Raw genomic sequence first — 26,712 nt, forward strand, 5'->3', positions numbered from 1 at the left:
GATGTCGCCAGCTCACTCCGTTGGGTGATCTGCCGCGTACGCATAGTCCGTTCGGGCCATTCAAGATTGGGCCCGAAGGGGGTGTTGCCCCCTGTCCGCCTTCCGTAACGTCCTCAACTGGCAACGGTGAATATGCCGCTGCCGCCGTGGGGGAGCCTCGATTCGGGAGAGGACGGCGCCAGCATGGGCTGGGTAACCGACTGGAGTGCGCAGGCCGCCTGCCGCACGACCGATCCGGATGAACTATTCGTTCAGGGCGCAGCGCAGAACAGGGCCAAGGCGGTCTGCACCGGGTGTCCGGTGCGTACCGAATGCCTGGCCGACGCATTGGACAACCGCGTGGAGTTCGGCGTGTGGGGCGGGATGACGGAGCGCGAGCGGCGGGCGCTGCTGCGCCGTCGGCCGACGGTCACGTCATGGCGCAGGCTGCTCGAGACCGCTCGTACGGAATACGAGCGCGGCGCCGGACTCCTGCCGCTGGGCGAGGAGGAGTACGACACGTACGCGGCCGTCGGCTAGCCGGCTTCGGCCGGATCCGCCGTGGCGGGGTCCACAGTGGCGAGCGACGGCTGCCCGGGCAGGGGCGAGGGGGCGGCGCCGTGAGGTGCCTGGCGGGCGAGTCGCTCGCCGATGTCCCGCAGCCCCGCGAGATCGTGCACGTCACCGGGGAGTGCGGCCACCTCCGCCACCGCCACCTCGGGGTGCAGGGCCGTGAAGCGGTCCCGTGTGCGCTGTTCGCGTGCGAGGACGCGCATCCGCTCGGCATGCAGCCGCAACAACCCTGCGGCGAGCCGCTCGGTGGAGACCTCGGGCACCGCGGAGGCTCCCGGAGGCACGGGCTGGGGGGAGCCGCTCTCGGGAAGAGATGTGTCGGCGGGAGTGGCGGTGCCAGGGTCGTCAGCGGTACGTGACCCAGCCTGCCCGCTGTCACGATCGACAATGCCGGTGCCGTCAAGATTTTCTGCGTAATGCGCCGCCGCCCCGCCCGCCCGGAGCTCCCCCGGGCCGTCGGCCCCGCCGGACGCGTCCGCGAGTGCCTCGGCCGCCGCCAGCGCCCGTTCCGCCGAGAGGCGCGCGGCCCCGCTGCCGTGCACGCGGTTGAGCACGAGCCCTGCCAGCGGCATCCGCTCGGCCGCCAGCCGCTCGACGAAGTACGCGGCCTCGCGCAGCGCGTCCCGCTCGGGCGCGGCGACGACGAGGAACGCCGTGCCGGGGGCCTGGAGCAGCCGGTAGGTGGCGTCGGCGCGGGTACGGAAGCCGCCAAACATGGTGTCCATCGCCGCCACGAAGGTCTGTACGTCGCGCAGCAGTTGGGCCCCCATCAATTTGTTCAGGGGGCCGCTCATCACCGACATGCCGACGCCCAGGAACTTCATCCCGGCCCGGCCACCGATCTTCGCCGGGGCCAGCAGCACCTTGATGAGCTTGCCGTCGAGGAACGAACCCAGCCTGCTCGGCGCGTCGAGGAAGTCGAGCGCGGAGCGGCTGGGCGGTGTGTCCACGACGATCAGGTCCCACTCGTCGCGGGCATGGAGCTGGCCGAGCTTCTCCATCGCCATGTACTCCTGCGTGCCCGCGAAGCCGGCCGACAGGGACTGGTAGAAGGGGTTCTCCAGGATGGCGCGGGCACGCTCCCCGTCGGCGTGCGCCTCGACGATCTCGTCGAAGGTGCGCTTCATGTCCAGCATCATGGCGTGCAGTTCACCGCCGGCCGAGCCGTCGATGCCGGGTACGCGGCGGGGCACGTTGTCGAGTTCGTCGATCCCCATCGACTGCGCCAGCCTGCGGGCCGGGTCGATGGTGAGGACGACCACCCGCCGTCCGCGCTCCGCGGCGCGTACGCCCAGGGCCGCCGCCGTCGTGGTCTTGCCGACGCCGCCCGAGCCGCAGCACACCACGATCCGGGTCCGCGGATTGTCCAGGACGGGGTCGATGCCGAGAGGTGCCGCCGTGTCGAGACTCACTCAGACCACCCTTGCTTCCGCAGTTCGCGTGCCATCCGGTAGAGCCCCGCCAAGTCCACGCCCTCGCCGAGCAGTTCCAGCTCGTGGACGGGCAGGCCGATCCCGGCGATCGCGGCGCGGCCGAGGCGTTCCAGCGCGAGCCGTTCGGTGTGCTCGCGGGCCTCGTCCAGCAGCGGGCCGGCCAGCGCGTCGGGCGCTCCCGCGCCCCGCGCCCCGCCGGGCGCCGTCCGTTCCAGCGCGTGCGCGAGGGCCTTCGCAACCGCCTCGCGCCGTGCGCCCGCCGCCTCCTCGACGGCCTCCTGGCCGAGGACCTCGGGGCGCACCATGTTGATGACCACGCTCCCCACCGGCAGGTTCGCGGCCCGCAGTTCGGCTATGCCGTCCACCGTCTCCTGGACCGGCATCTCCTCCAGGAGCGTCACCAAGTGCACTGCCGTCTCGGGGGACTTGAGCACCCGCATCACGGCCTGTGCCTGGTTGTGGATCGGCCCGATACGGGCCAGCCCGGCCACTTCGTCGTTGACGTTGAGGAAGCGCGTGATCCTGCCGGTGGGCGGGGCGTCCATGACGACGTAGTCGTAGACGAACCGGCCCGTACGGTCCTTCCGGCGCACCGCCTCGCACGCCTTGCCGGTCAGCAGCACGTCGCGCAGGCCCGGTGCGATGGTCGTCGCGAAGTCGATCGCGCCGAGCTTCCTCAGCGCCCGCCCCGCGGTGCCGAGTTTGTAGAACATCTGGAGGTAGTCGAGAAGGGCGCGTTCGGCGTCGATGGCCAGTGCGTAGACCTCGCCGCCGCCGGGCGCGACGGCTATCTTCCGTTCCTCGTAGGGCAATGGCTCCGTTTCGAAGAGCTGCGCAATGCCCTGTCTGCCCTCGACCTCGACCAGCAACGCACGCTTTCCCTCGGCCGCGAGTGCGAGCGCGAGTGCCGCGGCGACCGTGGTCTTGCCGGTACCGCCCTTGCCGCTGACGACATGGAGCCTGCTCATGGAGCGGAGCCTAACCAGTCGTCCCGCGGGCTACGCACGGGGCTGTCGGTGGAAGGCATTACAGTCGGGCCATGACCAAGTGGGAATACGCCACCGTGCCGCTTCTGGTGCACGCGACCAAGCAGATTCTGGACACCTGGGGCGAGGACGGGTGGGAGCTCGTCCAGGTGGTCCCGGGTCCCAACAACCCCGAGCAGCTCGTCGCCTATCTCAAGAGGGAGCGGGCCGCATGAGCGCCGTCGAGGCCAGGCTCGCCGAGCTGGGGCTGACGCTTCCGGACGTCGTGCCGCCGCTGGCCGCCTACCAGCCGGCCGTGCGCAGCGGTGCGTACGTGTACACCGCGGGCCAGCTCCCGATGGTCAAGGGCTCCATCCCCCTGACCGGCAAGGTGGGCGCCGAGGTCAGCGCGGAGCAGGCCAAGGAGCTGGCGGGCGTCTGCGCGCTCAACGCCCTGGCCGCCGTGAAGTCGGTGATCGGCGACCTGGACAGGATCGTCCGGGTGGTGAAGGTCGTCGGCTTCGTGGCCTCCGCGCCGGACTTCACCGGGCAGCCGGGTGTGCTCAACGGCGCCAGCGAGCTGCTGGGCGAGGTGCTCGGCGACAAGGGCGTGCACGCGCGCTCGGCGGTCGGCGTGGCGGTGCTCCCGCTGGACGCGCCGGTCGAGGTCGAGCTGCAGGTCGAGGTCGCGGACTGACGTCCGGGGGCCACGGGCTGACGTCCGGGGCCGCTGCCCTCGAACAGCTGCTGCCCCCTGCCGCTGCCCTCGAACATTCGCGCGCGAGCGCATAGCATCCGGCCATGTCGACGACGAACGGCCAGTGGTATCCGCCGGAGTGGCCGGACCGGATCAGAGCGCTCGCACACGGCAGGCTCGAGCCGGTGACGCCGCGTCGGGCCGCGACCGTCCTGTTGCTGCGCTCCGGGGCGGGCGGCGCCGGGCTCGCCGTCCATATGCTGCGCAGACGCGCCTCCATGGCATTCGCCGGAGGCGCGTTCGCGTATCCGGGCGGTTCCGTCGACCCGCGCGACGAGCGCGACGTGCCGTGGGCGGGCCCCTCGCCCCGGCAGTGGGCGGACCGGCTCGGGGTGGACCCGGCCGCCGCCCAGGCCATCGTCTGCGCGGCCGTCCGGGAGACGTTCGAGGAGGCGGGCGTGCTGCTCGCGGGCCCGGCGGCGGACACCGTCGTCGCCGACACCACCGGGGAGGGGTGGGAGGCCGACCGGGCCGCGCTCGTGGCCCACGAGCTGTCGTTCGCGGACTTCCTGGAGCGGCGCCGTCTGCTGCTGCGCAGTGACCTCCTCGGCGCCTGGGCCCGCTGGATCACCCCGGAGTTCGAGCCGCGCCGCTACGACACCTGGTTCTTCGCCGCCGCGCTCCCCGAGGGACAGCGCGCGCGGGACGTCTCCACCGAGGCGGACCGCTCGGTGTGGGCCGCCCCCGCCGAGGCGCTCGCCGGCTACGCGCGCGGCGAGCTGTTGATGATGCCGCCGACCGTCGCCACGCTGCGGTCGCTGTGCCCGTACGGTGGCGTCGCGCAGGCGCTGGCCGCGGCGGGTGAGCAGGATCTCACCCCTGTCCTGGCGCAAGCCCGGCTCGTCGGCGACGAGATCGTGCTGAGCTGGCCCGGACACGACGAATTCACCAAGCACCTGTCCTCGGGATCCTCGGGAGCCGACGCATGACGAACGCAGCCGATCTGCCGGGCCGGCCCCGCGGGGGCGCGGTGGGTGGCCCCGCCACCGACCGCGCGACCTGCGTCCTCGCTCCCAATCCGTCCGCGATGACGCTGGAGGGCACCAACACCTGGGTCCTCGCGGAGCCGGGGTCCGCCCTCGCCGTGGTCGTCGACCCGGGGCCGCTGGACGAGACCCATCTGCGGGCCGTCATCGCCGCCGCCGAGGCGGCGGACCGGCGCATCGCCCTCACGCTCCTCACCCACGGCCACCCCGACCACTCGGCGGGCGCGGCACGCTTCGCCGAGCTGACGGGCGCGCCCGTACGGGCCGTGGACCCGGCGCTGTGCGCCGGCGGTGCGGTGCTGGGCGGCGGTGAGGTGATCACCGTCGGGGGGCTGGAGATCCGGGTGGTCGCCACGCCCGGGCACACGGCCGACTCGGTCAGCCTCCACCTGCCCGCGGACGGGGCGGTGCTCACCGGCGACACCGTGCTGGGCCGGGGCACCACGGTCGTCGCCCACCCCGACGGCCGCCTCGGCGACTACCTGGACTCGCTGCGGCGGCTGCGCTCGCTCGCGGTCGACAAGGGCGTGGAGACGGTCCTCCCCGCCCACGGGCCCGTGCTGGACGACGCGCGGGGCGTCGTCGAGTACTACCTCGCCCACCGGGCCACGCGCCTGGCCCAGGTCGAGACGGCGGTCGAGGAGGGGCACCGGACCCCGGCCGACGTCGTGGCCCGCGTCTACGCGGACGTGGACCGTGCGCTGTGGCCCGCGGCGGAGCTGTCGGTACGGGCCCAGCTGGACTACCTGAGCGAGCACGGCCTGATCTAGCGAGCACGGCCTGATCTGACGGCCGGCCACGTGACGAACGGCCACATGACGAAGGCCCCCGCCCTGTGTGGCGGGGGCCTTCGTCACGAACGGGCCGTCAGCGCGAGCGCTTCGCGAGGCGCTCCACGTCCAGCAGGATCACGGCGCGGGCCTCCAGACGGAGCCAGCCGCGGCCCGCGAAGTCCGCGAGGGCCTTGTTGACGGTCTCCCGGGAGGCGCCGACGAGCTGGGCGAGCTCCTCCTGGGTGAGGTCGTGCACCACGTGGATGCCCTCCTCGGACTGCACGCCGAAGCGGCGCGACAGGTCCAGGAGCGCCTTCGCCACGCGGCCGGGCACGTCGGAGAACACGAGGTCCGACATGGAGTCGTTGGTGCGGCGCAGCCGGCGGGCGACGGCACGCAGCAGCGCGGTGGCCACCTCGGGGCGGGCGTTGAGCCAGGGCTGGAGGTCGCCGTGGCCGAGGCCGAGCAGCTTGACCTCGGTGAGGGCGGTGGCGGTGGCGGTGCGCGGTCCCGGGTCGAACAGGGACACCTCGCCCATGAGCTCGCCGGGGCCCAGGACGGCGAGCATGTTCTCGCGGCCGTCGGGTGAGGTGCGGTGGAGCTTCACCTTGCCCTCGGTCACCACGTAGAGGCGGTCACCGGGGTCGCCCTCGTGGAACAGGGCGTCGCCCCTCGCGAGGGTGACCTCGCCCATGGAGGCGCGCAGCTCAGCGGCCTGCTCGTCATCGAGCGCCGCGAACAGCGGGGCGCGCCGCAGAACGTCGTCCACGAGTTCTCTCCTTGTCGACATGCACAGAGGACCGTCGTCCCCATCATGCCCGTCGGTAAAACTGTGTGATCAAACACAAGTGTGGCGCATCGTCGCCCGAAGCCCTACGGCAGGGGTCCGATTGGGCAGTGCTTTTCCTGCGCCCGGGGCGGATGTCAGTGCAGGGCTTTAGTCTGGCCGAGTGTCCAATACGCCGGTGACAGCACAGGGCAAGAGGGCCGGGAGGGTGACTCCGGCCCGCGATTCCGCTGTGGGCGAACGCCCCGCGGCGAAGGTCGCGAAAGCGGCAAAAGGTGCGGAATCGAAGGCTCCGCAAAAGGCCGTCAAGAAGGCTGCGGTGAAGAAGACCGCAGCCAAGAAGACCGCAGCCAAGACGGCTGCCACCAAGAAGACCGCGACCAAGAAGATGGTCGTTCCCCCGACGGGGGAGTCCCGCGCCGCGCTCGTCCGCCGCGCGCGGCGGATCAACCGCGAGCTCGCCGAGGTCTATCCGTACGCCCACCCGGAGCTCGACTTCGAGAACTCGTTCCAGCTCCTGGTCGCCACGGTCCTGTCCGCCCAGACCACGGACCTGCGGGTCAACCAGACCACTCCGGCCCTCTTCGCCGCGTACCCCACGCCCGAGGACATGGCCGCCGCCGACCCCGAGACGCTCGAGCAGCTGATCCGGCCGACGGGCTTCTTCCGGGCCAAGGCGAAGTCCCTGCTCGGCCTCTCCGCCGCCCTGCGGGACCGCTTCGGCGGCGAGGTGCCCGGCCGCATCGAGGACCTGGTCACGCTCCCGGGCGTCGGCCGCAAGACCGCCAACGTGGTGCTCGGCAATGCGTACGGGGTGCCCGGTCTGACCGTCGACACCCACTTCCAGCGGCTGGTCAGACGCTGGAAGTGGACCGATCAGCAGGACCCGGAGAAGATCGAGGCGGAGGTCGGCGACCTCTTCCCCAAGAGCGAGTGGACGATGCTCTCGCACCGCATCATCTTTCACGGCCGCCGCATCTGCCACGCCCGCAAGCCCGCCTGCGGCGCCTGCCCGATCGCCCCGCTCTGCCCGTCGTACGGCGAGGGGGAGACGGATCCCGAGAAGGCGAAGAAGCTGCTGAAGTACGAGAAGGGCGGCCTGCCCGGCCAGCGGCTCAAACCGCCGCCGGACTACCCGGGCCTGCCTGCCCGCCCGCTGGGAGCCGAGTGACCGGGTCGGCACCGCCGACGACAACCGCGGAAGTCGAGGAAGAGGCATGACGAGCACGTACGGCCGGGAGATCTCCGTCACCACCGAAGGGCTGCCCGAGTGGCTCGAGCCGGTGGTCCGTGGCCTGGAGACCGTCCGGCCCGAGCAGCTGAGCCGCTTCCTGCCGCCGGAGGACGGCGGGCGCCAGTCCGCCGTGCTCGTGCTCTTCGGCGAGGGCGAGCAGGGCCCCGAGCTGCTGCTCCTGGAGCGCGCCGGGACGCTCCGCTCGCACGCCGGCCAGCCCTCCTTCCCCGGCGGCGCACTCGACCCCGAGGACGGGGACGGGGAGGCCGGGCTGGTGCGGGCCGCGCTGCGCGAGGCCGAGGAAGAGACCGGCCTCGACCCGTCCGGCGTCCAGGTGTTCGGTGTGCTGCCCCAGCTCTACATCCCGGTGAGCGGTTTCGTCGTGACGCCCGTGCTCGGCTGGTGGCGCACCCCCAGCAGAATCGGCGCGGTCGACCGGGCCGAGACGGCCCGGGTGTTCACCGTGCCGGTCGCCGAGCTGACCGACCCCGGCAACCGCGCGACCGCCGTTCACCCCAACGGCCACACGGGCCCGGCCTTCTGCGTCAAGTCGGCGCTGGTCTGGGGGTTCACGGCCGGGGTGATCGACCGCATCCTGCACCACGCGGGCTGGGAACGTCCCTGGGACACCGAGCGGCGCGTCTCGCTGGACCGGCGCGCCTGACGGACGTGAGACGGTGGCCTCCGCGCCGACGGGCGCCGAGGCCGTGACCCCGCCGACAACCGCAATGCGAGGCAACTCCCGGTGAACGTACTGGACATCCTGCTGCTGATCGCCGCCGTGTGGTTCGCGGTCATCGGCTATCGCCAGGGGTTCGTCGTCGGCGTGCTCTCGGTCGTCGGGTTCCTCGGCGGCGGCCTGGCCGCTGTCTACGTACTGCCTCTCATCTGGGACAGCGTCACGGGCGACACGGCCCCCGGCACCCTGGCGGCCGTCGCCGCCGTCGTCATCGTCATCGTCTGTGCCTCGGTGGGCCAGGCGGCCACCACTCACCTCGGCAACAAGGTGCGGCGCCACATCACCTGGTCCCCGGCCCGGGCGCTGGACGCCACCGGCGGGGCCCTGGTCAACGTCGTCGCGATACTGCTGGTCGCCTGGCTGATCGGCTCCGCCCTCGCCGGCACCTCCCTGCCGACACTCGGCAAGCAGGTCCGCAGCTCCAAGGTGCTGCTCGGTGTCGCCCGCGTCGTCCCGGCCCAGGCCAACACCTGGTTCGCGGACTTCAGCACGGCCCTCGCGCAGAACGGTTTCCCGCAGGTCTTCGCGCCCTTCTCCGCCGAGCCCATCACCTCGGTGCCCGCCCCCGACCCCCGGCTCGCGGGCAGCCCCGTGGCAGCGGAGGTGCAGCGCAGCATCGTCAAGGTCGTGGGCAACGCGCCCGGTTGCGGCAAGGTCCTGGAGGGCAGCGGCTTCGTCTTCGCGCCGCACCGGGTGATGACCAACGCCCATGTCGTCGGCGGCGTGTCCGATCCGACCGTGCAAGTGGGCGGACACGGGCGGCTGTTCCAGGCCCACGTCGTCCGCTACGACTGGGAGCGCGACATCGCGGTGCTCGACGTCCCCTCGCTCAGGGCACCGGCGCTGCGCTTCGCTGAGAGCGACGCGGAGAGCGGCGGCAGCGCCATCGTCGCGGGCTTCCCGGAGAACGGCGCCTACGACGTGCGGTCCGCGCGGATCCGCAGCCGGGTCCAGGCCAACGGCCCCGACATCTACCACCGCGGCAACGTCCGCCGCGATGTGTACTCCCTCTACGCGACCGTCCGCCAGGGCAACTCGGGTGGCCCGCTGCTCACCCCCGACGGCGAGGTCTACGGCGTGGTCTTCGCCAAGTCGCTCGACGACGCCGACACCGGATACGCCCTCAGCGCGGACGAGGTGCGCGAGGACGTCGTGGACGGCCGTACGGCCACGGAGCGGGTCGACACCCAAGGCTGTGCGCTGTGAGCCCGGCCGGCCGGGCGGGGCGGAGGGCTCAGCGGCTGCGGGGGTGACGCAGCCGCGCCGACACCCAGCGCGCGCGGCGCCGGATGATGCGCGGAATGCCGATCCGGGTGGCGGTTCCGGCCTCCGGGCGGAGGCCGCTGCTCCCACCCCTGACGGGTACGTCTGTCACAGCCGACGCGGCATCGTCCTCGGTGCCGTGCTGCTGAGTCAGGTCGCGATAGTCGTGCGTCCAGCCCATACCGAGGTCTGTGCCCGGGGCCGAAGGTCGGTAATCGCCTACGGGTCACGCAATTGGCCTATGCACCGGGCAAGTAGCCGCTGCCTACCGGTCGGGTTCGGGGTCTTTCAGCCAGTTGATGAGCTCGGCCGAGAACGCCCCCGGGTCCTCCTCATGCGGGCTGTGTTTTCCCGGGGGATGACCCCCGGACCCCCAGCCGGGCCCGGCGTGCCTGGTCCTACCGGTCGGGTTCGGGGTCCTTGAGCCAGTTGATGAGCTCGGCCGAGAACGCCCCCGGGTCCTCCTCATGCGGGAAGTGCCCGAGCCCGTCGAAGAGCCGCCAGCGGTACGGAGCCTCCACGTACTCCCCGGAGCCCGCCGCGCTGCGGGTCCGCATCACCGGATCGAGCGACCCGTGCAGGTGGAGCGTGGGCACCCGCACCGGACGCTTCATGCGGCGGTTGAACTGGATGCCGTCCGGCCGTGCCATCGACCGCACCATCCACCGGTACGGCTCGATCGAGCAGTGTGCCGTCGAGGGGATCGTCATCGCCCGCCGGTAGATCTCGACGGTCTCGTCGTCCGGCAGCCGCGGGCCCGACCAGTCCCGGATCAGCCGCCCCACGAGCATCGCGTCGTCCGCGACCAGTCTGCGCTCCGGCAGCCACGGCTGCTGGAAACCCCAGATGTACGACCCTGCCGCGCTCTGCTGGAGGTCGGTGAGCATCGCGGACCGCCAGCGCCGCGGATGCGGCATCGAGGACACCGCGAGCCTGCGCACCAGCTTGGGCCGCATCACCGCGGCCGTCCAGGCCAGGTAGCCGCCGAGGTCATGGCCGACCAGCGCCGCGTCCGGCTCGCCGAGGGAGCGGATCACCCCGGTGATGTCCAGGGCGAGGTTCGCCGGGTCGTAGCCCCGCGGCGTACGGTCGCTGCCGCCCACCCCGCGCAGATCCATGGCCACGGCCCGGAAGCCCGCCTCCGCCAGCGCCGGCAGCTGGTGACGCCAGGTCCACCAGAACTGCGGGAAGCCGTGCAACAGCAGCACCAGCGGCCCGTCGCCCATCTCGGCGATGTGGAACCGGGCCCCGTTCGCCGCGACCTCCCGGTGGGTCCAGGGACCGTCGGGGCGTACGACCACCGTGGGCGACGCGGCTGGACCCGTCACGGCCGGCTCACGGGGCGTGACGGGATCGGGGGACGCGGGCGCTGCGGAGGTATCGGGCACCGTCATACGGACGAGCGTGTCACAGATGCGTCCGTCTGGCTTGTGCCCGAGGAAGGACGCGGATGGGGCTTGACAGTGCTCAGCACGGTCGCCGTTTCCTTGGCCGAGGCGATGCTCCGGTCGGGCTTGCTGATCTTCTTGAACTTGCGCATCGCCAGCAGCACGAGCAGCCCCGCGATCAGCAGGAACGCGCCGCCCGTGATCAGGAAGGACCAGGCGAGCCCCAGCCCCAGGTTGTGGATCCCGTAGGCCGCGGCGAAGCTCAGCACCGGCAGCGAGAAGAGCGCCAGCGTCCCCGCCGCGGCGACTGCGCCGCCGCCGATGCCGAGCCGCCGGGCGTCTTCCCGCAGCTCGGCCTTGGCCAGCGCGATCTCGTCGTGCACCAGTGCGGACAGCTCGGTGGTCGCCGTCGCCACCAGCTGGCCGAGGCTGCGGTCGGTGCCGTCGTCGGCTGCGCTCATCGGCTGCTCCCTCTTCGTATCGGCTTCGTCATCTGCGAATGTGCGGCGGATTTCCCGGGTGCTCCGATTTTCCCGGGTGCTCCGAGTCTTCCGCCGGTCTTCAGCGGATGTGAAGACTCTCAGATCATGCCGGACCATCGTCGCCGGTGGTGCGGCCGGAGGCGACTTCCGCCATCCGCCGGTGCTCGGCCGCCTTCGCCTCGTGGATCGCGGCCATGCGCAGGTGGTACTCGGGGTTGTCCTGCTCGTAGATGTCCGGGATGCCGTCCTGGTCCTCGTCGAGGTCCTCCGCGGCGCAGAGCTTCTTGTACTTGTTGTCGCGCAGCTTGAGCAGGACGCTCGCCACCACGGCGGCGATCAGCGAGCCGACCAGCACGGCTGCCTTGACCTCGTCGGCGAGCACCGGGTTGTCGGTGAAGGCGAGTTCGCCGATCAGCAGGGACACGGTGAACCCGATGCCCGCCAGGCTCGCGACGGCGAGGACATCCGGCCACTTGAGGTCCGGGTTCAGCTCCGCCTTGGTGAAGCGGGCCGCCGTCCATGTCCCGCCGAAGACCCCGACCGCCTTGCCGAGGACCAGACCGAGTACGACACCCAGCGTCTCGGGCCTACGGAAGATGTCGGAAAGCGCCCCTCCCGAGATGGTGACTCCGGCGGAGAACAGGGCGAACAGCGGTACGGCCAGACCCGCGGACAGCGGGCGCACGAGGTGCTCGATGTGCTCGCCGGGGGACTGCTTCTCGTCCTCGTGACGGGTGCAGCGCAGCATCAGGCCCATGGCGACGCCCGCGATGGTGGCGTGCACGCCGCTGTTGTACATCAGCCCCCAGATGACAAGGGCCAGGGGCACATAGATGTACCAGCCGCGTACGCCCTTCCTCAGCAGCACCCAGAAGACCACCAGGCCCAGCACGGCACCGCCGAGAGCGGCGAAGTCGATCTTCGAGGTGAAGAAGATCGCGATGATCAGGATCGCGAAGAGGTCGTCGACGACGGCGAGGGTCAGCAGGAAGGCGCGCAGCGCGGACGGCAGGGACGTCCCGATGACCGCGAGCACGGCGAGGGCGAAGGCGATGTCGGTGGCGGTGGGCACGGCCCAGCCGCGCAGCGAGCCGCCGCCCGCCGAGGCCACCGAGAAGTAGACGATCGCGGGCATGGCCATGCCGCAGATCGCCGCGACCACCGGGAGGACGGCCGCCTTGGGGTCGCGCAGTTCGCCCGCGACCAGCTCGCGCTTGAGCTCGATCCCGGCGACGAAGAAGAAGACGGCCAGCAGCCCGTCGGCGGCCCAGTGCTGGACCGAGAGGTGCAGTCCGAGCGAGCCCGGGCCGAAGTGGGCGTCGCGTATGGCCGCATAGCCGGTGCGCAGCGGGGTGTTCGCCCAGATCAGGGCCACGACGGCGGCGACGAGCAGGAGGACGCCGCCGACGGTCTCGGTGCGCAACGCGTCCGTGAGGAAGGTCCGTTCGGGCAGCGGCAGCCGGCCAAGAAAGACGGAACGGCGGTTCTTGGGCGCGGCCACGGTGGGGGACCTCCTGAAGTCGACTGGAACACGTGGGTACACGTGTGCTGTGTGCCGACCAGACTTCCCGGCGCGCCTTTGATTTTTGTCGAAATTTCTACGCGTTGCTTATGTACTTTAACCCGAATGAGTGAAGGGGGCCCGGCCGAAGCCGGGCGCCCTTCACTGGTAGGGCCTGATCAGCCCATCAGCCCTCGCGGTCAGTCCTCACTCGAGGCGGTGGGGAGCTGAGCCTGGATGAGATCCATGACCGAGGAGTCGGTCAGGGTGGTCACATCGCCGAGCGTGCGGTTTTCGGCCACGTCGCGCAGCAGGCGGCGCATGATCTTGCCGGAGCGGGTCTTGGGCAGTTCGGCCACCGGCAGGACGCGCTTCGGCTTGGCGATCGGGCCGAGCTGCTTGGCGACATGGGCGCGCAGCTCCTCGACGAGGCCCGCCTCCTCGGCGTCCACGTTGCCGCGGAGGATCACGAACGCGCAGATCGCCTGCGTGGTCTGCGGGTCGGTCGCGCCGACCACCGCCGCCTCGGCGACCTTGGGGTGCGAGACGAGGGCGGACTCGACCTCGGTCGTGGAGATGTTGTGGCCGGAGACCAGCATCACGTCGTCCACCCGGCCGAGCAGCCAGATGTCCCCGTCGTCGTCCTTCTTGGCGCCGTCGCCCGCGAAGTAGCGGCCCTCGAAGCGGGACCAGTAGGTGTCGAGGTAGCGCTGGTCGTCGCCCCAGATGGTGCGGAGCATGGACGGCCACGGCTCGGTGAGCACGAGGTAGCCGCCGTGGCCGTCGGGGACCTCGATGCCGTCGTCGTCGACGACCGTCGCGCCGATACCGGGCAGCGGCACCTGGGCGGAGCCGGGCTTGGTCTCGGTCACGCCCGGCAGCGGGCTGATCATGATGGTGCCCGTCTCGGTCTGCCACCAGGTGTCGACGACGGGGGTGGCGTCGGCACCGATGTGCTTGCGGTACCAGACCCAGGCCTCGGGGTTGATGGGCTCGCCGACCGAGCCGAGGATGCGCAGGCTGCTGAGGTCGAACTTGGCCGGGATGTCGTCGCCCCACTTCATGGCGGCGCGGATCGCGGTCGGGGCGGTGTAGAGGATGGTCACGCCGTACTTCTGGACGATCTCCCACCAGCGGCCCTGGTGCGGGGTGTCCGGTGTGCCCTCGTAGAGCACCTCGGTCGCGCCGTTGCTGAGCGGGCCGTAGACGATGTACGAGTGGCCGGTCACCCAGCCGACGTCGGCCGTGCACCAGAAGACATCGGACTCGGGCTTGAGGTCGAAGACCGCGTGGTGGGTGTACGACGCCTGGGTGAGGTAGCCGCCGGTGGTGTGCAGGATGCCCTTGGGCTTCCCGGTGGTGCCCGAGGTGTAGAGGATGAACAGCGGGTGCTCGGCGTCGAACGCCTCGGGCGTGTGCCGGTCGGACTGGCCCTCGACCAGCTCGTGCCACCACACATCGCGCCCCTCGGTCCAGCCGATGCCCTCCTGGCCGGTGCGGCGGACGACGAGGACGCTGTGGACCTTCTCCGTGCCGGGCCGGGTGAGGGCCTCGTCGACGGCGGGCTTGAGCGCCGAGGGCTTGCCGCGGCGGAATCCGCCGTCGGCGGTGATGACGACACGGGCGTCGGCGTCGACGATGCGCGTGGCGAGGGCGTCGGCCGAGAAGCCGCCGAAGACGAGCGAGTGCGGGGCGCCGATGCGGGCGCAGGCGAGCATCGAGATGACCGCTTCGGGAATCATCGGCAGGTAGATGGCGACCCGGTCGCCGGCCCGGACCCCGAGCTCGGTCAGGGCGTTGGCGGCCTTGGAGACCTCGCGCTGGAGCTCGGCGTAGGTGATCGAGCGGGTGTCGCCCGGCTCGCCCTCGAAGTGCAGCGCCACGCGGTCGCCCAGGCCGTTCTCCACATGGCGGTCGACGCAGTTGTACGCCACGTTGAGCCTGCCGTCGGCGAACCACTTGGCGAACGGCGGGTTCGACCAGTCGAGGGTCTGGGTCGGTTCGGTCTCCCAGCTCAGGCGGCGGGCCTGCTCGGCCCAGAAGCCCAGCCGGTCAGCCCGCGCCCGCTCGTACGCCTCCGCGGTGACGTTGGCCTGCTCGGCCAGGGCGGCAGGCGGTGCGAAGCGGCGCTCCTCCTTCAGGAGGTTGGCCAGGCTTTCGTTGCTCACGACATCTCCCTTTCCCAGGGGGCTCGTTGCTCCCGGGCATAGCTCACCAGCCCGGGCCGGGCCCTGACAAGGGGTCTGGGGAAATAGAGGTTTAGACCTGTGGGGGAAGGGTTGTACGAGGTCAGGGGTGTGCGGGCGGGGCGCGCGGTGCGTGGCCGGGGCGCTCGGGGGCTTCGGTTCACACGGCGTCCAGCACCTCCGGGCGTACGGCGGCGAAGGTGCGTGACCGGTGGTCGAGCACATACGCCTGCGCCTCGCCGACGTGGAAGTACATGCCCTGGAGGTGAAGCGATCCTTCTGCCACCCGCCGGGCGACGCAGGCGTGCGCCATCAGATGGTCGAGCTGCTGCACCACATTGACGAGAGCGAGCCGCTCGGCATCGTCCGCCACGGGCCGTTCGGCCAGCGCCACTTCGCCGCGCCCGAGCCGGCCGATCCGCTGCATGCGGGCCAGGCTCGGGTAGCCGTGCCGCAGCCAGCGGGCGAGCGGGGTCTGGGTGGCGCTCGCGATTTCCTGGGCGTGGCGTGCGCGGGTGTGGAAGGCGCTCGTGTCGAGCAGCGCCTGCATGGCCCCGCATCCGGAGTGCCCGCAGACGGTGATGCTGGCCACCTTGAGCACGTCGACGGCGTACTCCACGGCGGCGCCGACCGAGTCACAGGTGCCCTCGGCGCCGGGCGGCGGCATCAGGTTGCCGACATTGCGCACGGTGAACAGGTCCCCGGGGCCGCTGGAGGTGATCATGCTGGTCACCAGCCGGGAATCGGCGCAGGTCAGAAAGAGCTGACTGGGCCGCTGCCCTTCACGGGCCAGCCGGGCCAGCTCGGCGCGGACGAGCGGCGCCGTATTGCGCTGGAACGCACTGACACCGCCGATGAGCTGGTGCCCTCCGTGCGCGCGCTCGGAGACATCGGGTCCGGCGGGCCGGGTGCAGTGGTGATTGCGCCACGGCGTCCATGGGCGGCAGGTGTGGGTACCGCCGGACTCGGCGCCCGGCCGACGGGACCCGGCCTTGACGACGGCCTTCTTGACCGTCATGAGGGCGGCGGGCGTCGCCCCCGCCGTGAGCCCTTGCAACGCGCACCGGACCATCCCCACCCCGGTCACCATGACCACTGCGCCGAACGCGGCCAGCGGGATCCGGTCGGACCAGACGGCGAGCACGCCCACGCACACCGACACCCACATCCCCTGCACCACTGCGGACATGGGGGACGTGCGCAGCCGACGAAGCGCCGTGAACGAAGAGGACGACCCCATGCCGACGGCCAGTACGGCTGTCACAGCGGCCGCGAACACCCCGAACACCGGCCCGCGCGGCAGTGCCTGCGACTCCCACTGGGACAGGGAGAACCGGGGGAGCTCCGAGCCCGCGCCGACGACGGCCGCCAGGGCCACCGCCGCGAGCGGCGTCGGCACCGCCCGGGCCCAACGGCCGCCGCGGCCCCGGAGTTTCGGCCACATCGCGCATACGGACACGGCCGCCGCGCCGACCAGCAGTGCGGCCAGGTGCGGAGGCCACAGATCCGGGATAAGCGGGTCGGCGAGGTCTCCGCCCAGGACGACGTGCAGCTGTCCGAGCGCAAGGGTCGCACCGACACCCACGAGAATCCCGTGCGTGATCCGCGAGTTGGCCGCGCGCTCCACCAGCGCGGCGCGAGCCGCTCGGACCGTACCCGAGGCGAGCTGCACCAGGGCGGCGAGTGCGATGACCGCGCAGGTGACCTGCCAGCCGTGGTGCCGCGCCACCTCCGCGGTCACCAGCACGAACCCGGCGGTGACACCGCCGACCTGATACGACGCACTGCCCGAGACCCACGCGACGACGAACCCCACAGCCGTCGCCACCAGGCCCGCCTGCAGCGGTGCCGCCACGGCGAGCGTGATGCCGGCGGAGATGGGGACAGCCATCAGGAAGACGGCCAGGGACGTGGACAGGTCACGGCGCATCCGGCGGATGACCCGGTGCGGAAGGCGAGTTGGTGGTGCCGGCGGAGCTTGCATGGTCGTTCCCGTCTTCGTCGGGCGGGCGGTCACGCGGAGAGCCTGTCTCTCAACTCTCAGTAAACGAATCGTAATGGAGAGTAAAGGCCGAACGGAAGTCCCAAACGGATGGCAAAGGGAAGCTTCCGCCTATGGAGTGAATTCGTATGCTTATCAGCTTGTCGTGCCTTTCCTTCACCTCATTCCATGCGACGTTGACAGCTCTTGAGCGCTCGATGTCCGCACCGGCCGGACGGGCCGAAGGATGAGGTGAGCTGATGGCGGTTCCATGGAGAATCACGCTGGCCGGACTTGCCGCGTCGGCGCTGGTCACGGGTACGGCGGGGTGTTCCGGGGAGGGCGGCGAGGGATCGAACGGCGGGTCGCACGGTGCTGCGGCGCCGAACGCGGTCGTCCGGCTCCTCGGCGACGGATCCACCGCCGACACCGGTCCCCAGCCCCGGCAGCCAAGGCCTCAGCGAATGGCCCCAGGTGAAAAGCCCCCGCAATTCGTCGTCTTCTCGTGGGACGGCGCGGGTGAGGACGGGCAGAAGCTGTTCTCGCACTTCCGCAAGGTCGGCAAGAAATACAACGCGACCATGACGTACTTCCTCAGCGGCGTCTACATGCTCCCTGAGAAGAAGAGGGACGTCTACGATCCGCCGCGGCACGCACTCGGATCCTCGGACATCGGCTTCAACGACGTCCAGGGAGTCAGGGACACCGTGGTGCAACTCCGCGGCGCCTGGCTGGACGGCAACGAGATCGGCACCCACTTCAACGGCCATTTCTGCGGCCTCAACGGGGGAGTCGGCACCTGGAAGACATCGGAGTGGAAGAGCGAGATCCGGCAGGCCCGGAGCTTCGTCCGCAGGTGGAAGACGAACACGGGGCTCAAGCACCTGGCTCCTCTGCCCTTCGACTACGACAAGGAGTTGGTCGGCGGCCGGGCGCCCTGCCTCGAGGGACAGCGGCATCTCATCCCGGCTGCCAAGGCCATGGGCTTCCGCTACGACGCGAGCTCCTCCGGAGGCCGCCAGGTCTGGCCGAGCAAGATCGACGGGATCTGGGACTTCCCGCTCCAGGACGTGCCGGTGCCGGGACGGGCCTTCGAGACGCTGTCGATGGACTACAACTTCCTTGCCAACCAGTCCGGTACCACCAGGGGTGATCCCGACAAACGCGAGGCATGGGGCGCGCAGATGCGCGACGGACTGCTCGCCGGCTTCGACCGCGCCTATCACGGCAACCGCGCCCCGCTCTTTGTGGGCAACCACTTCGAATCGTGGAACGGCGGCACATACATGCGTGCCGTGGAGAGCGTCATCAAGACGGTCTGCGGCAAGGAAGGCGTGCGCTGCGTGTCCTTCAAGCAGCTCACCGACTGGCTGGACGCACAGGATCCCGAAGTGCTGTCGAATCTGCGCAAGTTGGACGTCGGCGAGGCGCCGAGATACGGCTGGGGCCGGCTCTCCGACATCCGGACGTTCGAACCGGCCTCCCCGCCGACGCACCACGCCCCCTCGCTGCACGCCCCCGCGTCGCAGGAGCCGGAGGACAACGGCGAGGACGACGATGACGACGGGAAGAGAGCGAGGATCAGACGGGCTGAGGAGTAGCCGACAACTGCTCGTGGAGCACGAAGGCGGGGTCGACCTGGGCCGCCAGGTCGGCACCCGTCTTCGAGTTACCCCAACTCTCCGCGTTCTTCAGGTGGAAGTGCACCATCTGACGGGTGTAGCGCTGCCAGTCGCGCCGTGCGTAGGCGTCGTCCACGGTCTCGCGCAGAGTACGCAGGGACGTGTGATTCGACTCTTCCAGCAGGTCGAAAAGAGGCGGACGGCCCTTCTCCATGGCCCGCACCCAGTCGGAGTGGCCGAAGAAGGCCAGCAGGTCGTCCCCCGCCTCCTCGCGCAGGAAGTCGAGGTCGTCCGGGCCCTGCACCTTGTTGCCGACAACCTTCAGGGCGATGTCGAAGTCCTGCGCGTACTCCTTGTATTGGCGGTAGACGGCAATGCCCTTGCGGGTGGGCTCGGCGACCAGGAACGTCATGTCGAAGCGGGTGAACATTCCGGACGCGAAGGAGTCGCTGCCCGCCGTCATGTCGACGACCACGTATTCGCCCGGGCCGTCCACGAGGTGGTTGAGACACAGCTCCACCGCGCCGACCTTGGAGTGATAGCAGGCCACGCCGAGATCGGATTCGGTGAACGGCCCGGTCACCATCAGCCGTACGGACGCGCCGCCGTCCAGCGGCAGGGTCCGCGCGCACGCCTCGTACACGGGGTTGTCCTCGCCGATGCGCAGCAGCCGGGAGCCGTTGCCGGGCGGGGTCGTTTTGATCATCGTGTCGGCCGAAGCGATCCGTGGATTGGTGCCCCGGAGATAGTCCTTGATCAAAGGGAGGTGCGCGCCCATGGCCGGCAGGGCGGCGGCCCGTGCCTCGTCCAGGCCGAGCGCCGCGCCCAGGTGCTGGTTGATGTCCGCGTCCACGGCGATGACCGGGGCGTGTTCCGCGGCGAGATGACGAATGAAAAGCGAGGACAGCGTGGTCTTGCCGCTGCCGCCCTTCCCGACGAAAGCGATCTTCATGTTCACCAAGCGTAGGTGCGGAGGTGCGGCGAGTGAGAGCGGTGGGTGAATAAGACCACTCCTTCGGGGGGTGTGGGACTGGAGTGCGTACTGTCTTACTCATGAGTACGACAGCTGATCCGCTGGCCGCCCTGGGGTCGCTCCCTGATGTCCCTGACGCCGTGGACTCCGTGCGCAAAGCGGTGGACCGTGCGTACGGGCACCGGGTGATGCGGCGCCGCAGCAATGAGGTCACCGCCGAGGCGGCGTTGCGCGGCGCGCGAGGTTCGGCCGCGCTGTCCGGTGCGGACTGGGCGCTCGAGGAGGTGCGTCGGCGCTCCGACTTCGGTGGTGAGGGTGAGCCGCGCACGGTGGGCGCCGCGCTGCGGTTGACAGCCGAAGCCGGTCAACTGCTGAGCGTGTGGCGGCAGTCGCCGCTGCGCGTCCTCGCCAGGCTGCACTTGGTGGCGGCGGGCGGGGTCCGGCCGGACGACGCGGTCGGGCGTCCGCGACTGCCGGGCGAGGTGGTCGAGGAGCCGCTGATCGGTCCGGCGCTGCCGGAGGCGGAGGAGGTGTCGGGCCGGCTCGAGGGGCTGGCGGATCTCCTGATCGCGGGCAGCGATGCCCCGGCCGTGGTGACGGCGGCGGTGGTGCACGGCGAACTGCTCGCTCTGCGCCCCTTCACCTCGCACAACGGGCTGGTCGCGCGGGCTGCCGAGCGGATCGTGCTGGTCGGAAGCGGCCTCGACCCGAAGTCGATCTGCCCTGCCGAGGTCGGCCACGCGGAGCTGGGACGGGACGCCTATGCGGAGGCGCTCGACGGCTATGTCTCCGGGACGCCACGGGGAATGGCGGCCTGGATCGCCCATTGCGCCCGCGCCGTGGAGCTGGGTGTACGGGAGACGACTGCCGTGTGCGAGGCGCTTCAACGCGGCGCCGCCTGAGGCGCGTTGGCGCACAGGGTTGCGGCGGTACCGGTCAAGCTCTGGCACCGCCGCTGGCACGTCCGCCGGGTTACCATGCGTGCACGGAAGGCGTCCATCAGGTCGGGGAACTTTGCCCGCTCCCTGGTGCGACTGGCCCGTAATCGACGGGTCGGCGTCGCGTGGGTGCCCGACGTTCGTGCTTCGGTCCGTGGGGCCGTGGTACGAGAGGCATCCTTCCCGGATGTCCCCTGGTCTCGCGGGCCGTTGACTCCTTTCTACTCCTGACGCCGCAGAAGCGGAAGGCTAAGCCGTACTTCTTTACTTTTATCGCCAAAAACGGGCAATGCGGTCAGGCGGTTGGGGCGCGCCCCGCGGCGGCCGGCGAGCCAGAGCAGGCCCGCTGTTGCGGCAGCCGCACCGACTGCGGCGGCCAGCAGCGCCGGGCGCGGGGGTACGGGCAGCGAGCGCACCCGCTGCTTGAGTCGCACCGGGCGGTTGAAGAAGAGGACGGGCCAGTCGCGGGCCGCCGCCTCGCGGCGCAGCCCGCGGTCGGGATTGACGGCGCAGGGGTGGCCGACCGACTCCAGCATCGGGATGTCCGTCACCGAGTCGCTGTAGGCGTAGCAGCCCGACAGGTCGTATCCCTCCGATTCGGCGAGCTCTCTGATGGCTTCGGCCTTGGTGGGGCCGTAGGCGTAGTACTCGATCTCTCCGGTGAAGGCGCCGTCCTCGACTGCCATGCGGGTGGCGACGACCCGGTCCGCGCCCAGGATCCGGCCGATCGGTTCGACGACCTCCGCGCCGGAGGTGCTGACGATCACGACGTCGCGGCCGGAGGCGTGGTGCTCCTCGATGAGAGAAGCGGCCTCGTCGTAAATGATGGGATCGATGAGCTCGTGCAGTGTCTCCGCGACGATCTCGCGTACCTGTTGAACATTCCAGCCCCGGCAGAGTTCGGAGAGATAGCGGCGCATGCGCTCCATCTGCTCATGGTCTGCTCTGCCGGTGAGGAAGATGAACTGCGCGTACGCGGTGCGCAGTACGGCGCGTCGGTTGATCAAACCGCCTTGGTAGAAGGACTTGCCGAACGTGAGCGTGCTCGACTTCGCAATGACCGTCTTGTCCAGATCAAAGAACGCGGCTGTTCGAGGCGAGGAGTGGTTTTCCACGCCGCCGAGCATAGGGGCCCTCCATTCGGCGTAAGCTGAGGCGTGTGGGTTTGCCTGAGAAGGCTCTCGGGTACACCATGGAAGTCACGGATCGTTCGCGACCGTGTCTAACCCGGCCCGACTCCTCCCCCCCCGAGTCGGCCGTGGGGACGACCCCCGCTCTCCCCCCCGGCGGGGGTCGTCGCATGTCCGGATGTGTTTCGAGCATCGCGCCCGAGCCTCCTTCCTCTCCGCGGGCCCCGGTCGGCGCCTGTCCCTCCCCCTTCATACAGGTCACGCAGCGTAATCGGTGCGGTGCTCTCCGGAAGTCACCGGTATAGGTGAGCGGGATATTCACAACCGGCGAGTTGTCCACAGTTTTCGACCAAGATCCACACGATTTCCCGGTTCGTTGCACGGTGATTCCTCACGAGTTCCGCGGCGTTCGCGGATGCGAGAGGCACGAACTGAGACGCGTAGGAGAGGGGGGACGTCGTGACCGGATCCATCACATCCGATTGGCCGACGTCGGCGGAGGCAAGGCGGGGCACACCGCTGATTGTCACGGAGGACGAAGGACTGCTGGATGACCTGTTGCGATTGTGCGCGGCGGCGGGTGCCATGCCCGAGGTCACCCGGGAACGGCCCGCGCGGGGCGGGAGTTGGGGAAGTGCGTCGCTGATTCTGGTGGGCGACGACTGCGCGGCCCGGATGGGAGGGGCGGCGCACCGGGAGGGCGTGGTGCTGGTCGGCACCGACCCCGACGACCCCGGCATCTGGCAGCGGGCCGTCGAGATCGGCGCCCGCAACGTGGTGCTGCTGCCCGACGGGGAGGGCTGGCTGGTCGACCGGATCGCCGACGCCGTGGAAGGCGTGGGGCGCCCGGCGCTCACGGTGGGAGTGATCGGCGGACGGGGCGGCGCCGGAGCCAGCACTCTGGCGTGCGCCCTGGCGGTGGGCGCGGCCCGGTCCGGTCGGCGCACGATGCTGATCGACGGCGATCCGCTGGGCGGTGGCCTGGATGTGCTGCTCGGCGGCGAACGCGCTGCGGGGCTCAGGTGGCCGGCCTTCGCGGGTTCGCGAGGGCGGGTGGCCGGGCGTGCGCTGGAGGAGGCGTTGCCCGAGCTGCACTCGCTGCGTGTGCTGAGCTGGGATCGCGGCGACTGCACCGCCGTTCCGCCCGATGCGATGCGGGCCGTGCTCGCCGCAGCCCGCAGGCGCGGTGGGGTCGTCGTCGTGGATCTGCCGCGCAGGCTGGACGGCGCCGCGGCGGAGGCACTCGAGCAGCTGGACATGGGGCTGTTGGTGGTGCCCTCCGAGTTGCGGGCCGTTGTCGCGGCCCACCGGGTGGCCTCGATGGCCGGGATGATGCTGGGCGATCTGAGGCTGGTCGTCCGCGGCCCGTGCGGGCCGGGACTCGACGGCGGGGAGATCGCCCGCCTGCTCGGGCTTCCACTCGCCGGTGAACTGCCCCTGGAATCAGGTTTGTCGACGGCCCTGATCGTCGGCCGCCCGCCGGGCGCGGATGAACGGGGGCCGCTCGCCGGATTCTGTGCGGAGTTCTGGGAGCAGGCACTCGTCGACGACGGGAGCGTGCCGGTATGAGCGCCGCATTGCTGGAGGCCGTAAGGCTACGGCTCGCGGAGAACGGAGCAGAGCCGACTCCCGCGCGGGTGGCCGAGGCGCTGCGCCGGGAAGGGCGGCTCCTCGGGGACGCCGAAGTGCTCGGCATCGTCGCCCGGTTGCGTTCCGAACTGATCGGTACTGGCCCATTGGAGCCGTTGCTCGCCGAGCCGGATGTCACCGATGTGCTGGTCACCGCGCCCGACCAGGTATGGGTGGACCGCGGTGCGGGCCTGGAGAGTTCGGAGGTGTCCTTCCCGGACGCGGCCGCCGTGCGCAGGCTCGCCCAGCGGCTCGCCGCGATCGCCGGGCGCAGACTCGACGATGCCCGGCCCTGGGTGGACGCCCGGCTGCCGGACGGCACGCGCCTGCATGCCGTGCTGCCCCCAGTGGCGGTCGGGTCGACCTGTCTGTCCCTGCGCGTGGTCCGGCCCAGGGCGTTCTCGCTCGACGAGTTGGCCGCCGCGGGCACGGTACCGCCCGGTGGCCAGTGGCTGCTGCGCGCGGTGCTGGACGCCCGGCTCTCGTTCGTGATCAGCGGAGGGACGGGCTCGGGCAAGACGACGCTCCTGTCGACGTTGCTGGGGCTCGTCGCGCCGGACGAACGGATCGTGCTCGCCGAGGATTCGGCCGAGCTGCGCCCCGACCACCCTCATGTGGTGCGGCTCGAGACGAGGCCCGCGAACCAGGAGGGTCATGGTCTGGTCACCTTGCGCGATTTGGTGCGCCAGGCCCTGCGGATGCGGCCGGACAGACTGGTCGTCGGTGAGGTGCGTGGTCCCGAAGTCACGGATTTGCTCGCCGCCTTGAACACGGGACATGAGGGAGGTTCCGGGACGGTCCACGCGAATGCCGCGGCGGACGTGCCCGCCCGGCTCGAGGCTCTGGGGTCCACGGCGGGGCTCGACCGGGCGGCGCTGCACAGCCAGTTGGCCGCCGCGCTGTCGGTGGTGATCCATCTGGTGCGCGATCGTGGCGGCCGACGGCGCGTGGCCGAGGTGCATGTGCTCGACCGCAATCGTGCCGGGTTCGTCACGACCGTTCCGGCGGCCGTGTGGGGGCCGGAGGGCTTCGAGCAGGCCCGTGGGTGGGGGCGGCTCGCGGAGCTGTGCGGACGCGGTGGAGGCGCGTCGTGACTGGGCCGGTTGTGGTGTCCCGGGCGGCCTTTGTCGGTGCGTTGATGCTCTGTGCGGCTCTGGCCATGTGGCTGTCGGCACGTCCGGGACGGGAGCTGCGCAGGGCGAGGATGCTGCTGGCGGGCGGCGGAGGGGAGGCCGGGGGAGAGGGATTCTCGCTGCCGCCGTGGATCGGCGATCCAGTCCGTCGGCTGCGCGAAGCGCTGCTCGAGAGGCGTGAGTTGGTGTGCCTGCCGATCGGGTGCGGCATTGCCTTGCTGGGCGCGTCGGTGCTTCCACTTCTCGTGGCAGTCGCAGCCGTGCCGTTGGTACGCCGGTGGCTGGCCGCGCGACGGCGGCAGGGCGAGCGGGAGCGGCGCGAGGGCGCGGTGATCGAACTGTGCGGTGCCGTCGCGGGGGAACTCCGCGCCGGACGGCAGCCCGGCGAAGCGGTGACGGGTTTCTCGGAGGAGGGAATCGGTCCGGCCTGGGCGACGGTGTCCGCTGCGGCGAGGTTCGGCGGGGAAGTGCCGGATGCCCTGCGGCAGGCAGGCCGGCAGCCAGGAGCCGAGGGGTTGAATGGCGTGGCCGCCTGCTGGCAGGTCGCCGTGGACGGCGGGGCCGGGCTCGCCACCGGCCTTGAGCGAGTAGGTGCGGCCCTCGAGGCCGAGCGTGACCAACGAGAAGATCTGCGCGCCCAGTTGGCGGGCACCAGGTCCACCGCCGCGATGCTCGCCCTGCTGCCCGTCCTCGCTCTGCTGATGGGAAGCGCGCTCGGAGCTGAACCGCTGCGGGTGCTGCTGCACACTCCCGCCGGGCTCGGCTGTCTCGTTCTCGGCGGGCTGCTCGAGTACGCCGGGCTCGTCTGGACACGGCGGATCGTGCGGGCGGCGGGCGCGCACCACGGGAAGGGGGAGACATGAGCGAGGAGTATCTCGGCAGCGTGGGCGCGGCAGTTCCGCTGGCGGTCGCCGCGGTGTGTGCGGTCCTCGCCCTGAGCAGGACCCGCGAGGAGAAGGCGGCCTGCCGCCGGGTGGCGCGGCTGTTCGGCAGAGGTCCCGCGGCAGGGCCGGTGGACCGGCTGCGGCAGTGGTCGGGATGGTCCGCCGTGTCCCGGGGTGGGCTGCCTGCGGCCGGAGCGGGGATCACGGGGCTCGTCCTCGTCGGCGGCGTCCTCGGGTGCCTGGTGGGCGGTGTCGCCGCGTACGGCGTGTGGCGGTGGCGGCGGGGTGCACGGCAGGCGGCCGGTGAAGTGCCGCCCGCCACCGAGGAGGAAGTGGTGCAACAACTCCCTCTTGCGGCCGATCTGTTGGCGGCCTGTCTCGCCGCGGGAGCCGGGCCGCGTGATGCGGCCGAAGTGGTCGGGTGGTCGCTCGGCGGTCCGGTGGGCGAGCGGCTGGCCCAGGCTGCCGCGGAGGTGCGCCTCGGCGGGGAACCTGCTGTCGCCTGGGGCCGGTTGGGGAGCCTGCCCGGCGCCCGTGCGCTGGCGCTGTGCCTCGAGCGGGCGCACGAGACGGGGGTTCCCGCGGTGGAGCCCATGTCGCGGCTGGCCGCCAGGCTGAGGGTCGCGCAGGGCCGGGCGGCGGGCATACGGGCCCGGCGCGCCGGGGTCCTGGCGACGGCCCCGCTGGGGCTGTGCTTCCTGCCCGCCTTCCTGGTGGTGGGTGTGGTGCCCATGGTCGTCGGGCTCGCGAGCGGGCTCACGCCGGGCAGGTGAGGAACCCCAATGGAACGTCAACGGAGCATCAACTAACCGTCGAATAGGCGGAGATGGCGGAGATGATGGAGATGGTCATGCAGTGGTGGATGCGGTGTCGGGCGTCGGTGAAGTCCGCAGGTGAGTCCGGCATGTCGACGGCCGAGTACGCGGTGGGCACGATCGCGGCCTGTGCGCTCGCGGCCGTGCTGTACAAGGTTGTCACCAGCGGGGCCGTGAGCGCAGCGCTGCAGGCGCTGGTGGAGAAGGCGCTCCATGCGGCGGCCTGACGGCGGCCAGGCGACGGCCGAGGCCGCGCTCGCGCTTCCGGTGCTGGTGCTGTTCGGCATGGCGCTGGTCTGGGGGCTGATGGCCGCGGCGGCGCAGATCCAGTGCGTGGACGCGGCCCGGGCCGGAGCGCGGGCGGCGGCCCGGTCGGAGCCGTCGGCGGTGGCCGCCGACGCAGCGAGGTCGGCGGCCCCGGCAGGGGCCACGGTCGCCGTGACGAGGGAGGGGGATCTGGTGCGGGTACGGGTGGAGGCCCGGTCCGCCGGGCCCGGGCCGCTCGCGGTCCGGCTGGGCGGAGAGGCGGTGGCCCTTGCGGAGGACGCGGTGGGCTGACAC

At 71.1% G+C, this 26,712-nt stretch carries 27 protein-coding genes; 16 read left to right on the forward strand and 11 right to left on the reverse strand.

Annotation, left to right across the window (positions count from 1 at the left end; genetic code table 11):
- The first annotated feature begins 183 nt into the window (after nt 1-183).
- The gene (locus ACV530_RS26845) at nt 184-519 is read left to right on the forward strand and encodes a WhiB family transcriptional regulator (RefSeq protein ID WP_193553472.1); all 336 of its coding nucleotides are present in this window, start codon (nt 184-186) and stop codon (nt 517-519) included.
- Here the strand turns inward: ACV530_RS26845 and bagB are convergent.
- Both bagB and bagA read right to left on the reverse strand, forming a co-directional pair.
- Complete coding sequence (gene bagB, locus ACV530_RS26850; RefSeq protein WP_494335198.1) at nt 516-1,964, reverse strand: ATPase BagB; 1,449 nt, start codon at nt 1,962-1,964, stop codon at nt 516-518. The two genes, ACV530_RS26845 and bagB, sit on opposite strands and share 4 nt — an antisense overlap.
- Complete coding sequence (gene bagA / locus ACV530_RS26855; RefSeq protein ID WP_494335199.1) at nt 1,961-2,953, reverse strand: ATPase BagA; 993 nt, start codon at nt 2,951-2,953, stop codon at nt 1,961-1,963. The genes bagB and bagA overlap by 4 nt, the downstream gene beginning before the upstream one ends.
- Before the next feature lie 71 nt (nt 2,954-3,024).
- On the opposite strand from bagA, the gene sp36 reads away from it, so the two are divergent.
- From sp36 to ACV530_RS26875, 4 genes are all read left to right on the forward strand, one after another.
- Nucleotides 3,025-3,186 carry a Sp36 family protein gene (gene sp36, locus ACV530_RS26860; protein WP_107018142.1) on the forward strand — a complete coding sequence of 54 codons (162 nt, stop codon included), beginning with the start codon at nt 3,025-3,027 and terminating at the stop codon, nt 3,184-3,186.
- A complete protein-coding gene (locus ACV530_RS26865) occupies nt 3,183-3,647 on the forward strand; it encodes a RidA family protein (RefSeq protein WP_494335200.1) in 465 nt (154 codons plus the stop codon). The genes sp36 and ACV530_RS26865 overlap by 4 nt, the downstream gene beginning before the upstream one ends.
- Before the next feature lie 104 nt (nt 3,648-3,751).
- Nucleotides 3,752-4,636 carry an NUDIX hydrolase gene (locus ACV530_RS26870; RefSeq protein ID WP_494335201.1) on the forward strand — a complete coding sequence of 295 codons (885 nt, stop codon included), beginning with the start codon at nt 3,752-3,754 and terminating at the stop codon, nt 4,634-4,636.
- Nucleotides 4,633-5,463: an MBL fold metallo-hydrolase gene (locus ACV530_RS26875; protein WP_494335202.1), complete on the forward strand. Its 831-nt coding sequence runs from the start codon at nt 4,633-4,635 to the stop codon at nt 5,461-5,463. The genes ACV530_RS26870 and ACV530_RS26875 overlap by 4 nt, the downstream gene beginning before the upstream one ends.
- 97 nt (nt 5,464-5,560) lie before the next feature.
- On the opposite strand, the gene ACV530_RS26880 is transcribed toward ACV530_RS26875, so the two are convergent.
- Nucleotides 5,561-6,235, reverse strand: a complete 675-nt coding sequence (locus ACV530_RS26880) for a Crp/Fnr family transcriptional regulator (protein WP_494335203.1) — start codon at nt 6,233-6,235, stop codon at nt 5,561-5,563.
- A 337-nt stretch (nt 6,236-6,572) separates the two neighbouring features.
- Here ACV530_RS26880 and nth point away from each other — a divergent pair, with 337 nt between their 5' ends.
- The 3 genes from nth to ACV530_RS26895 all read left to right on the forward strand — a co-directional run bounded on the left by nth (nt 6,573) and on the right by ACV530_RS26895 (nt 9,432).
- Nucleotides 6,573-7,424 carry an endonuclease III gene (nth, locus tag ACV530_RS26885; protein ID WP_494335204.1) on the forward strand — a complete coding sequence of 284 codons (852 nt, stop codon included), beginning with the start codon at nt 6,573-6,575 and terminating at the stop codon, nt 7,422-7,424.
- 46 nt (nt 7,425-7,470) lie between these two features.
- Complete coding sequence (locus tag ACV530_RS26890) at nt 7,471-8,151, forward strand: NUDIX hydrolase (protein WP_494335205.1); 681 nt, start codon at nt 7,471-7,473, stop codon at nt 8,149-8,151.
- Between the two features lie 81 nt (nt 8,152-8,232).
- On the forward strand, nt 8,233-9,432 hold the full coding sequence (locus ACV530_RS26895) for a MarP family serine protease (RefSeq protein ID WP_494335206.1): 1,200 nt from the start codon (nt 8,233-8,235) through the stop codon (nt 9,430-9,432).
- A 28-nt stretch (nt 9,433-9,460) separates the two neighbouring features.
- On the opposite strand, the gene ACV530_RS26900 is transcribed toward ACV530_RS26895, so the two are convergent.
- From ACV530_RS26900 to ACV530_RS26925, 6 genes are all read right to left on the reverse strand, one after another.
- On the reverse strand, nt 9,461-9,670 hold the full coding sequence (locus tag ACV530_RS26900; protein WP_494335207.1) for a hypothetical protein: 210 nt from the start codon (nt 9,668-9,670) through the stop codon (nt 9,461-9,463).
- A 217-nt stretch (nt 9,671-9,887) separates the two neighbouring features.
- Nucleotides 9,888-10,817, reverse strand: coding sequence for an alpha/beta fold hydrolase (locus ACV530_RS26905; protein ID WP_494335259.1), 930 nt, complete (start codon nt 10,815-10,817; stop codon nt 9,888-9,890).
- Nucleotides 10,818-10,879: 62 nt separating this feature from the next.
- Nucleotides 10,880-11,338 carry a phage holin family protein gene (locus tag ACV530_RS26910; protein ID WP_494335208.1) on the reverse strand — a complete coding sequence of 153 codons (459 nt, stop codon included), beginning with the start codon at nt 11,336-11,338 and terminating at the stop codon, nt 10,880-10,882.
- Nucleotides 11,339-11,462: 124 nt separating this feature from the next.
- Nucleotides 11,463-12,860: a Na+/H+ antiporter NhaA gene (gene nhaA, locus ACV530_RS26915; RefSeq protein ID WP_494335209.1), complete on the reverse strand. Its 1,398-nt coding sequence runs from the start codon at nt 12,858-12,860 to the stop codon at nt 11,463-11,465.
- Between the two features lie 200 nt (nt 12,861-13,060).
- Complete coding sequence (gene acs, locus ACV530_RS26920) at nt 13,061-15,028, reverse strand: acetate--CoA ligase (protein WP_494335210.1); 1,968 nt, start codon at nt 15,026-15,028, stop codon at nt 13,061-13,063.
- 178 nt (nt 15,029-15,206) lie between these two features.
- On the reverse strand, nt 15,207-17,030 hold the full coding sequence (locus ACV530_RS26925) for a carbonic anhydrase (RefSeq protein ID WP_494335211.1): 1,824 nt from the start codon (nt 17,028-17,030) through the stop codon (nt 15,207-15,209).
- 257 nt (nt 17,031-17,287) lie between these two features.
- Here ACV530_RS26925 and ACV530_RS26930 point away from each other — a divergent pair, with 257 nt between their 5' ends.
- Nucleotides 17,288-18,628, forward strand: coding sequence for a polysaccharide deacetylase family protein (locus ACV530_RS26930; RefSeq protein WP_494335212.1), 1,341 nt, complete (start codon nt 17,288-17,290; stop codon nt 18,626-18,628).
- Here the strand turns inward: ACV530_RS26930 and ACV530_RS26935 are convergent.
- A complete protein-coding gene (locus ACV530_RS26935) occupies nt 18,609-19,601 on the reverse strand; it encodes an ATP-binding protein (RefSeq protein ID WP_494335213.1) in 993 nt (330 codons plus the stop codon). The genes ACV530_RS26930 and ACV530_RS26935 overlap by 20 nt on opposite strands.
- Before the next feature lie 101 nt (nt 19,602-19,702).
- Between ACV530_RS26935 and ACV530_RS26940 the strand changes: the two genes are divergently transcribed.
- Nucleotides 19,703-20,524 (forward strand): Fic family protein, encoded by an 822-nt coding sequence (locus tag ACV530_RS26940; RefSeq protein ID WP_494335214.1) that lies wholly within the window; start codon nt 19,703-19,705, stop codon nt 20,522-20,524.
- Between the two features lie 257 nt (nt 20,525-20,781).
- On the opposite strand, the gene ACV530_RS26945 is transcribed toward ACV530_RS26940, so the two are convergent.
- Complete coding sequence (locus tag ACV530_RS26945; RefSeq protein ID WP_494335215.1) at nt 20,782-21,687, reverse strand: HAD family hydrolase; 906 nt, start codon at nt 21,685-21,687, stop codon at nt 20,782-20,784.
- Between the two features lie 462 nt (nt 21,688-22,149).
- Here ACV530_RS26945 and ssd point away from each other — a divergent pair, with 462 nt between their 5' ends.
- The 6 genes from ssd to ACV530_RS26975 all read left to right on the forward strand — a co-directional run bounded on the left by ssd (nt 22,150) and on the right by ACV530_RS26975 (nt 26,709).
- On the forward strand, nt 22,150-23,259 hold the full coding sequence (gene ssd / locus ACV530_RS26950) for a septum site-determining protein Ssd (RefSeq protein WP_494335216.1): 1,110 nt from the start codon (nt 22,150-22,152) through the stop codon (nt 23,257-23,259).
- The gene (locus ACV530_RS26955) at nt 23,256-24,413 is read left to right on the forward strand and encodes a TadA family conjugal transfer-associated ATPase (protein WP_494335217.1); all 1,158 of its coding nucleotides are present in this window, start codon (nt 23,256-23,258) and stop codon (nt 24,411-24,413) included. Before ssd ends, ACV530_RS26955 begins: the two co-directional genes overlap by 4 nt.
- Complete coding sequence (locus tag ACV530_RS26960; RefSeq protein ID WP_494335218.1) at nt 24,410-25,315, forward strand: type II secretion system F family protein; 906 nt, start codon at nt 24,410-24,412, stop codon at nt 25,313-25,315. The genes ACV530_RS26955 and ACV530_RS26960 overlap by 4 nt, the downstream gene beginning before the upstream one ends.
- Nucleotides 25,312-26,109, forward strand: coding sequence for a type II secretion system F family protein (locus ACV530_RS26965; protein ID WP_494335219.1), 798 nt, complete (start codon nt 25,312-25,314; stop codon nt 26,107-26,109). The genes ACV530_RS26960 and ACV530_RS26965 overlap by 4 nt, the downstream gene beginning before the upstream one ends.
- 62 nt (nt 26,110-26,171) lie before the next feature.
- Complete coding sequence (locus ACV530_RS26970; RefSeq protein WP_494335260.1) at nt 26,172-26,378, forward strand: DUF4244 domain-containing protein; 207 nt, start codon at nt 26,172-26,174, stop codon at nt 26,376-26,378.
- A complete protein-coding gene (locus ACV530_RS26975) occupies nt 26,365-26,709 on the forward strand; it encodes a TadE family type IV pilus minor pilin (RefSeq protein WP_494335220.1) in 345 nt (114 codons plus the stop codon). The genes ACV530_RS26970 and ACV530_RS26975 overlap by 14 nt, the downstream gene beginning before the upstream one ends.
- The last annotated feature ends 3 nt before the right edge of the window (nt 26,710-26,712 follow it).

The sequence above is a fragment of the Streptomyces sp. SX-6 genome (genome assembly GCF_059089585.1).

What these genes read in the sequence shown, in the direction of transcription:
- ACV530_RS26845 (WP_193553472.1), top strand. Translation starts at nt 184, where the DNA reads ATGGGCTGGGTAACCGACTGGAGTGCGCAGGCCGCCTGCCGCACGACC.
- bagA (WP_494335199.1), bottom strand. Translation starts at nt 2,953, where the DNA reads ATGAGCAGGCTCCATGTCGTCAGCGGCAAGGGCGGTACCGGCAAGACC.
- sp36 (WP_107018142.1), top strand. Translation starts at nt 3,025, where the DNA reads ATGACCAAGTGGGAATACGCCACCGTGCCGCTTCTGGTGCACGCGACC.
- ACV530_RS26865 (WP_494335200.1), top strand. Translation starts at nt 3,183, where the DNA reads ATGAGCGCCGTCGAGGCCAGGCTCGCCGAGCTGGGGCTGACGCTTCCG.
- ACV530_RS26870 (WP_494335201.1), top strand. Translation starts at nt 3,752, where the DNA reads ATGTCGACGACGAACGGCCAGTGGTATCCGCCGGAGTGGCCGGACCGG.
- ACV530_RS26875 (WP_494335202.1), top strand. Translation starts at nt 4,633, where the DNA reads ATGACGAACGCAGCCGATCTGCCGGGCCGGCCCCGCGGGGGCGCGGTG.
- ACV530_RS26890 (WP_494335205.1), top strand. Translation starts at nt 7,471, where the DNA reads ATGACGAGCACGTACGGCCGGGAGATCTCCGTCACCACCGAAGGGCTG.
- ACV530_RS26900 (WP_494335207.1), bottom strand. Translation starts at nt 9,670, where the DNA reads ATGGGCTGGACGCACGACTATCGCGACCTGACTCAGCAGCACGGCACC.
- ACV530_RS26910 (WP_494335208.1), bottom strand. Translation starts at nt 11,338, where the DNA reads ATGAGCGCAGCCGACGACGGCACCGACCGCAGCCTCGGCCAGCTGGTG.
- ACV530_RS26925 (WP_494335211.1), bottom strand. Translation starts at nt 17,030, where the DNA reads ATGCAAGCTCCGCCGGCACCACCAACTCGCCTTCCGCACCGGGTCATC.
- ACV530_RS26930 (WP_494335212.1), top strand. Translation starts at nt 17,288, where the DNA reads ATGGCGGTTCCATGGAGAATCACGCTGGCCGGACTTGCCGCGTCGGCG.
- ACV530_RS26935 (WP_494335213.1), bottom strand. Translation starts at nt 19,601, where the DNA reads ATGAAGATCGCTTTCGTCGGGAAGGGCGGCAGCGGCAAGACCACGCTG.
- ACV530_RS26940 (WP_494335214.1), top strand. Translation starts at nt 19,703, where the DNA reads ATGAGTACGACAGCTGATCCGCTGGCCGCCCTGGGGTCGCTCCCTGAT.
- ACV530_RS26945 (WP_494335215.1), bottom strand. Translation starts at nt 21,687, where the DNA reads ATGCTCGGCGGCGTGGAAAACCACTCCTCGCCTCGAACAGCCGCGTTC.
- ACV530_RS26955 (WP_494335217.1), top strand. Translation starts at nt 23,256, where the DNA reads ATGAGCGCCGCATTGCTGGAGGCCGTAAGGCTACGGCTCGCGGAGAAC.
- ACV530_RS26965 (WP_494335219.1), top strand. Translation starts at nt 25,312, where the DNA reads ATGAGCGAGGAGTATCTCGGCAGCGTGGGCGCGGCAGTTCCGCTGGCG.
- ACV530_RS26970 (WP_494335260.1), top strand. Translation starts at nt 26,172, where the DNA reads ATGATGGAGATGGTCATGCAGTGGTGGATGCGGTGTCGGGCGTCGGTG.
- ACV530_RS26975 (WP_494335220.1), top strand. Translation starts at nt 26,365, where the DNA reads ATGCGGCGGCCTGACGGCGGCCAGGCGACGGCCGAGGCCGCGCTCGCG.